Source organism: Ruegeria sp. BHSB064 (genome assembly GCF_059613205.1).
The window spans coordinates 1-6898 of the sequence record NZ_JBXWSB010000177.1 but is presented as its reverse complement, the minus strand read 5'-3'; the positions used below and the strand labels follow the sequence as shown (position 1 = coordinate 6898).

Annotated in this window: 7 protein-coding genes; 4 read left to right on the top strand and 3 right to left on the bottom strand. The window is 56.2% G+C overall.

Translation table 11 applies throughout. The annotated features are described in order from the left end of the window. Nucleotides 1-4: 4 nt before the first annotated feature. The 3 genes from htpX (at nt 5) to AC2FNU_RS23160 (ending at nt 3230) form a co-directional block, all read left to right on the top strand. A complete protein-coding gene (htpX, locus tag AC2FNU_RS23170) occupies nt 5-832 on the top strand; it encodes a zinc metalloprotease HtpX (protein ID WP_496793269.1) in 828 nt (275 codons plus the stop codon). A gap of 60 nt (nt 833-892) precedes the next feature. Beyond that, complete coding sequence (htpG, locus tag AC2FNU_RS23165) at nt 893-2758, top strand: molecular chaperone HtpG (protein ID WP_496793266.1); 1866 nt, start codon at nt 893-895, stop codon at nt 2756-2758. Between the two features lie 154 nt (nt 2759-2912). Further along, nucleotides 2913-3230, top strand: a complete 318-nt coding sequence (locus AC2FNU_RS23160; RefSeq protein ID WP_299987059.1) for a bactofilin family protein — start codon at nt 2913-2915, stop codon at nt 3228-3230. A gap of 148 nt (nt 3231-3378) precedes the next feature. On the opposite strand, the gene AC2FNU_RS23155 is transcribed toward AC2FNU_RS23160, so the two are convergent. Both AC2FNU_RS23155 and AC2FNU_RS23150 read right to left on the bottom strand, forming a co-directional pair. Then, the gene (locus AC2FNU_RS23155; RefSeq protein ID WP_496793262.1) at nt 3379-4719 is read right to left on the bottom strand and encodes a DUF7986 domain-containing protein; all 1341 of its coding nucleotides are present in this window, start codon (nt 4717-4719) and stop codon (nt 3379-3381) included. Nucleotides 4720-4839: 120 nt separating this feature from the next. Next, nucleotides 4840-5094 carry a DUF6429 family protein gene (locus tag AC2FNU_RS23150; protein WP_496793257.1) on the bottom strand — a complete coding sequence of 85 codons (255 nt, stop codon included), beginning with the start codon at nt 5092-5094 and terminating at the stop codon, nt 4840-4842. Nucleotides 5095-5551: 457 nt separating this feature from the next. Here AC2FNU_RS23150 and AC2FNU_RS23145 point away from each other — a divergent pair, with 457 nt between their 5' ends. Continuing rightward, a complete protein-coding gene (locus AC2FNU_RS23145) occupies nt 5552-5917 on the top strand; it encodes a hypothetical protein (protein ID WP_496793253.1) in 366 nt (121 codons plus the stop codon). A 197-nt stretch (nt 5918-6114) separates the two neighbouring features. On the opposite strand, the gene groEL is transcribed toward AC2FNU_RS23145, so the two are convergent. Next, nucleotides 6115-6898 (bottom strand): chaperonin GroEL (gene groEL / locus AC2FNU_RS23140; RefSeq protein ID WP_496793248.1); only part of this gene is annotated, 784 nt, incomplete at its 5' end.

The window sequence follows — 6898 nt, the reverse complement described above, 5'->3', positions numbered from 1 at the left end:
TGTCATCGGGCTCATGCTGGGCGGTGAGGTGGGCCTTGTCATCGCGCTCTGCCTCGCATTTGCGATGAACTTCTTCTCCTACTGGAATTCGGACAAAGCCGTCCTGCGTATGCATGGTGCGCGGCGCGTTGATGCGCGCTCGGCACCGGAGCTGTGGAATATGACCGAAATGATGGCCCGAGGGGCCGGTATGCCCATGCCCGCGCTCTACATGATGGAGACCGAGCAGCCCAACGCATTTGCGACTGGGCGCAATCCGGAGAATGCCGCAGTCGCAGTCACGCGCGGCCTGTTGAGCAACATGAGCCGCGAAGAGGTGGCTGCTGTTGTTGCTCATGAGCTGGCGCATATCAAAAACCGCGATACGCTTACGATGACCATCACCGCAACCCTGGCCGGGGCAGTTTCGATGCTGGCGAATTTCGCGATCTTCTTTGGCGGCGGGCGCGACAGGCCTTTGGGTATTGTCGGTACTATCGCGATGATGATCCTTGCGCCCCTGGCTGCGGGCATGGTGCAGATGGCGATCAGCCGGGTACGCGAATATGAGGCGGACGCCGAAGGAGCCGCGATCTGCGGCAATCCCGATTGGTTGGCCTCGGCGCTCGCCCGATTGGGCCAGCTCTCTGGTCGGATCGACAATATTGCTGCCGAACGTAACCCGGCCACGGCGCATATGTTCATCGTCAACCCGCTTCATATGCAGGCGGTGGATAGCCTTTTTGCCACACACCCGCCAATTGAAAAGCGCATCGCCAAGCTGCGGTCACTTGGTGATGCCAAAGAGCAGAGAAGCAGTGCCCAACCTTCGAGAGGTGGCCCTTGGGGCTAGTTGAAACCGGCATGATAGATCATTAGTTTGCGCCGCGATTGCCAATAGGAGTTACGAGCCATGACAGAGACCCTTGAGAAAGAAACATTTTCCTTCCAGACCGAAGTGGGCCAGCTTTTGGAAATTGTCGCAGGTTCGCTCTATTCCAACCGCGAGGTGTTTTTGCGAGAGCTCGTCTCCAATGCATCCGACGCCTGTGACAAGCTGCGCTACGCTGCCCTGACCGACGCGTCGCTCGCACCATCCGAGGATTTTGCGATCACGCTTGAGATTGATTCCAAGACCAAGACGTTGTCGATTTCGGACAATGGTATCGGCATGAACCACGCTGATCTGCTTGAAACCCTTGGCACCATTGCCAAATCTGGCACCAGTGCTTTCATTGAAGCGCTCAAGGCTGACGACAAAGACAAGCCAGGCCTGATTGGCCAGTTTGGTGTGGGTTTTTATTCAGCATTCATGGTGGCGTCTCGGGTCGATGTCGTGACCCGCAAGGCAGGCGAGAGCGAGGCCTGGCTTTGGTCTTCTGACGGCAAGGGCGAGTTCTCCATCGAGCCGACCGAGCGCGTGACCAACGGAACTACGGTGACGTTGCACCTCAAGAAAGACGCCAAGGAGTTTGCCGAAGAGGCCCGTATTCGGCACATCATCAAGACCTACTCCGAGCATATCAACTTCCCGGTCAAACTTGGAGAAGACACGCTCAATTCAGCCGAAGCGCTTTGGACCCGCCCTGCGAAGGACATCTCGGAGGAGCAATACACCGAGTTCTACCGTCACTGCTCGCACGCCTTTGATGCGCCGTGGAACGTGATGCATAATAAGGTCGAAGGCACACTCAACCACACCAGCCTGCTTTTTGTGCCCAGCACCCAGCCGTTCGATCTCTTTGAGCCCGAGCGCAAGAGCCATGTGAAGCTCTACGTCAACCGGGTCTTCATTTCGGAGACTACGAAGGATCTGATACCAGCGTATCTGCGCTTTCTGCGCGGGGTTGTAGACAGCCAGGACCTGTCTCTGAACGTTTCGCGAGAGATGTTGCAGACCGATCCGCAGCTCGCCAAGATCAAGACATCGATCACGAAGAAGGTATTGAGTGAGCTGAAGAAAAAAGCCACCAAAGCACCTGATGACTACGCAACATTCTGGGGCAATTTCGGTGCAGTGCTGAAGGAAGGCCTGGTCGAAGATGCCGCGCCCCGCGATCGGATCCTCGAGATTTGCCGCTTCGCATCCACCGCTGTCGGCGACTTGACAAGCCTTGCCGATTACATGGCCCGCATGAAAGAGGGACAAGAGGCGATCTTCTACATCGCTGGCGAAGATCCGGCCAAACTGGCCCAGTCTCCACATCTGGAGGGCTTCAAAGCCAAAGGGGTCGAGGTGCTGCTCCTGTCCGACCATGTGGATGAGTTCTGGTTGCAGCACATCACGGAATTCGACGGCAAGCCATTCAGGTCCATCACCCGCGGGACAGCAGATCTCGACGAGATCAAGACAGATGAAGCCCAACCGGAAGAAGACAAGCCCGAAGAAGCTGATCTCTCTGCCCTGATCGCTGCGTTTAAAGCCGAACTGGGCGAAGCGGTCAAAGACGTGCGCCCTTCGAATCGTCTGACCGACAGCCCTGTTTGCCTCATAGCCGATGACGGGGACATGGATGTCAATCTGGAGCGCCTGTTAAAACGCCACGGGCAGTTGCAGCACGGCGCCCCGCGCGTTCTTGAGCTGAACCCCAGCCATGCGATCGTTACCAAACTGGCAGACCGTGCCACGCAAGAGAATGTGAACGATGACGACCTGTTGAAAGACGCCGCCCATCTATTGCTGGATCAAGCCCGCATCGTCGAAGGTGAAGCCCCCATCGACCCATCCGCATTCGCACAGCGTATGGGCTCGGTTCTGGCGCGCGCCTTTGCCAAGTAGAGAGAGCATCCGGAAATGCAAATACAGCAGTCCTGCAGTATTGCCTGTGGCTAAAGGCGAATCTTCGCCCCGAGACTAGGTCACCTTAGACGCAGGTGGCCAAATCCCAGCTTCCGTCTTAGGGTCGCCGCTATCTCAGTCAGAGGATCTCAATGTGACCAGCTCAATAGTAGAAAAAGACCTGACAATCGAAGGCAATGTCGTTTCAAGTGCGGGCGGCGTTGAAGTCAAAGGCCGTGTGGTTGGTGACATCAGCGCTGATACAATCACTGTTCAGGTTGGCGGGTCGGTTGACGGTGCACTGTCGGCAAAAAAGATCGTTATGGAAGGCAAGCATCAAGGTCGTCTGAAATGTGACGATCTGAAGATTGCATCGACTTCACATGTTCAAGCTGATGTAGAGGCCAGGACTATGGCAACCGAAAGCGGTGCGAAGATTGTGGGCAAAGTTAACATTGCGGGTGGGCAGTAGGGCACGTCAACGACCAGTAGCATAGTTACACTTCTGACAAGTTCGATTGCCTGGTTTCGAGTGAAACTTGAATGGCTCGATGCGTATCTTCAGGGTAGCTGCCCAGCAAACTGCTTCCGTAGACTGGCTCGATTGTCCAGGCTATCTGTCATTTTCGGTGGTCTGACAGGTCCAGCTCGTCCCACATCCAGCTGAAATCATAGTCTGCAACGGGCGAGCCAGTCTGGCGGGCGCTGCGGTTTTCGATTGTCTTCAGCCAGTCAATCACTTTTTTCTTGCCTGCGGCACTGCGACTGGCCTGGCGGGGAGTTTTGTCACCCAAGGCCGGTATCGGCTGATCGAGCGTATCACGGTAGTGTTGGTCGAGATACTCCTGGGCGAGCTGCCGGGCCAGGGCAGGGGGGATGTCCTCTTCTTCTGCCACTCCGCTTTGCAGGCTGTCATCCGCCATCATCTGTTCGACGGTCTGGATCGCCGTCAGTGGCGGCTTCACCAGATCGCCGAGGAGGCCACGGACAAGTGCTTCGCCGCGTTCGGCCCGCGCAGCAGAGTCCACAGACAGCGTCAGAGCCTTGCCTTTGAGGGTTAGTGACCCGAGAACAGAGTTGCCCGACATCGCGTTGTCCAATACCAGGCCAGTGCCACGCCGGGTGCCGCCCGGTTTATCCACGGCAAGCCAGGTCCAATCCTTCGGGCCAGTGGCAACCAGATCAGCGGCCTGAGACAGCTTCTGCGAAACCTGTTTTTGCGTGACCCCACTGGCAAGCGAGAAGCACAGCTCATGAAAGACGAGGTCGTCACCATCGCTGTTGCTAATTTGAGGTGGCTCCGGATCCAGCAGGTTTGGCAAATGTGCGAAGAGCCAGGCATTGGCAAAGAGGGGTGCTGAGCGCAGTAACTGATCCTGTGTCAGCCTCAGCTCATCATTTGCCTTCAAGTTCAGGACGGTCCGAAGCCCGTCTTCGAACATCGCGACTGCATCCGGATCAAACGGGAGAAGTGCGCCCGAGATTACGCTGTGATCGCCCTGTCTGACCACCCGAACGGCAATGCGATCCCATTGTTGCAGCATCTGCGTCGCGCTGTGCTCCCGAACTTTGATTGGCTCAACGTCTGTAAGCAGGTCCCTCAACACCATGGTTTTGCCCGGTACGATTGCGCTGACCTCGTACAGGCTGATTGGGGCATCGCGCAATCCAGCGATGTAGGTTCGGGTTTGTGTATTCTCCTTCGATCCTTGTCGCTTCAGATACGCATCGGCGGCGTTTTCATTTTCTGCTCCAAATGTCCTGTTCAGCAGGTCTTCCAACCCGCCACCCCACAAGACCATTGGCCAGTCGTCACCGAGCAGATCGCCCAGATCTTCGAAGTCGAGGTCGAACGCTTCGAGGGCTGGCAGAAAATGTTCTTCCAGAACATCCGCAAGCCGCTGGTGCCAGGTCTCGTCGCTGGTAACAAACTTAATGAGCCCCTCAAGATCATGCGCCATTGACCTGCACCCTTCTTCATCGTTTGTCGGACGGGGTCGGCCTAGCGTAAATTGCAGCTGTCAGCCAGATGCCAGGCATTTCTCGGCGAAGATTATCTCGGTGGTTACGTGTTGGATCCCCTATTGCTTGGGTGCCCGCGCAAAAAGCTCTGCAAAGAGAGTTTCTGATCGGCGCAGACCCTCCTCTGTCAGCACCACTGACTTTGCCTTACCTTTAGGGTCCAGGATCAGACCTTTGTGGTACAATCGGTCGAGCGCGTCCCAGTCAAAACCCTTCCAGGCGCGCCGCTCATCATGCAGCGTCAGCCACAGCAACGCCAGAACCGTATCGTCCACCTTTTCCTCATCTATCGTCATGACCATAGCGGACGCCATCAGGACAGGGTCCGTCAACCCCGTTTAGGTTAGGCCAGAGTGCTGTCCATTGGCGCTCAACCTGACCCCTTAAGGCTCAGCCTGCCTGAACGCGTTAAAGAGATAAAGATCCACTACTGTGAACGCGGGACCGGACAAGTATCGGTTTCAGATACTCACGCGCATTGCTGCTAAACTCAATCGCATAGCATCAGGGAAATACCATCAGTCCAACCAATTACGGCGAACTGCTTTCACTCTATACGCCGCGGCGTTCCAGAGACTCATCAAGGTCCGGTTGGCCGCATTGCGCAGCGAAGAGCATTCGCTGGGTAGGAAGTACACCAGGTCACCCACATACAACAAAGCTCGCTGACCAAATCAACTCAGACATCGAAAAGGGCTGAGGTTGCCATTGTCAGGCCTCATTTCCATGGTGATCCCGTACCGTAAACGCATGTTTGAAAAGGAGTATTTCATGCGCAGGTTTTTTGCTGCCGTTGCCCTTCTGTCCGTTGTCTCTGCCTGCGCGCAGTCGCCGGATAAGGTTGGCGCAACGTATGTCAGCCCATCAGTCTTCGATGGGCGTTCGTGTCAGCAGTTGCACGCCGAGCGCAACCAGATTGCAAGTAACGTAAATAAGTTGACGGCCGATCAGAAGAAATCGGCTACGAATGACGCCGTTATCACCGGCGTGACTCTGGTTCTGTTCTGGCCTGCCGCATTAGCAATGGCTGCGACCCAAGATCATGCCGACCAATTGGCAGCGGCTAAGGGTAACTACGACGCCATTACACAGGCCATGCAAGCAAAGAACTGTCCGCAGATCGGCGTGACTGGTTAAAATTTCCAAATAGCAACTTGGAAAGGGGCATAAGAAATTGTGCACCCTTTTCGAATGTAGCATTGCGACCATCAATTTAGAAAAGAAAGCTGGCAGGGCGGTCAGTATTTCTGCGGGTTGGTCGGTGGTTGCAGCGCCAAAACGAAACGGGGCCGCCCGAAGGCGACCCCGTTCCTTAGCAATAAAGCCTAAGCAGCTTACATCATGCCGCCCATGCCGCCCATGTCGGGCATGCCGCCGCCAGGTGCCGCACCTTCTTTGGCCGGACGGTCTGCGACCATCGCTTCGGTGGTGACCAGCAGGCCAGCTACCGATGCCGCATCTTCCAGAGCGGTACGGACAACTTTGGCCGGGTCGATTACGCCGAACGAGAACATGTCGCCATATTCTTCGGTCTGTGCGTTGAAACCGAAAGCGGCGTCTTCGCTTTCGCGAACTTTACCAGCAACAACTGCACCGTCGACGCCTGCGTTTTCAGCGATCTGGCGCAGCGGCGATTCGATGGCTTTGCGAACGATGTTGATACCTGCGTCCTGATCAGCGTTTGCACCTTTCAGGGAGTCCAGTGCTTTGCCGGCCTGAACCAGCGCAACACCGCCGCCAACGACCACGCCTTCCTGAACAGCAGCGCGGGTTGCGTTCAGAGCATCGTCGACACGGTCCTTACGCTCTTTCACTTCAACTTCAGTCATGCCGCCAACGCGGATAACGGCAACACCGCCTGCCAGTTTGGCAACGCGCTCTTGCAGCTTCTCACGGTCGTAGTCGCTGGTGGTTTCTTCGATCTGGGTGCGGATCTGAGCAACACGTGCTTCGATCTCGGCTTTCTCGCCAGCACCGTCGACGATGGTGGTTTCGTCTTTGGTGATCTCGATCTTCTTGGCGGTGCCCAGCATGTCCATGGTGACGGACTCGAGCTTCATGCCCAGATCTTCGCTGATGACCTGACCGCCGGTCAGGATTGCGATGTCCTGCAGCATG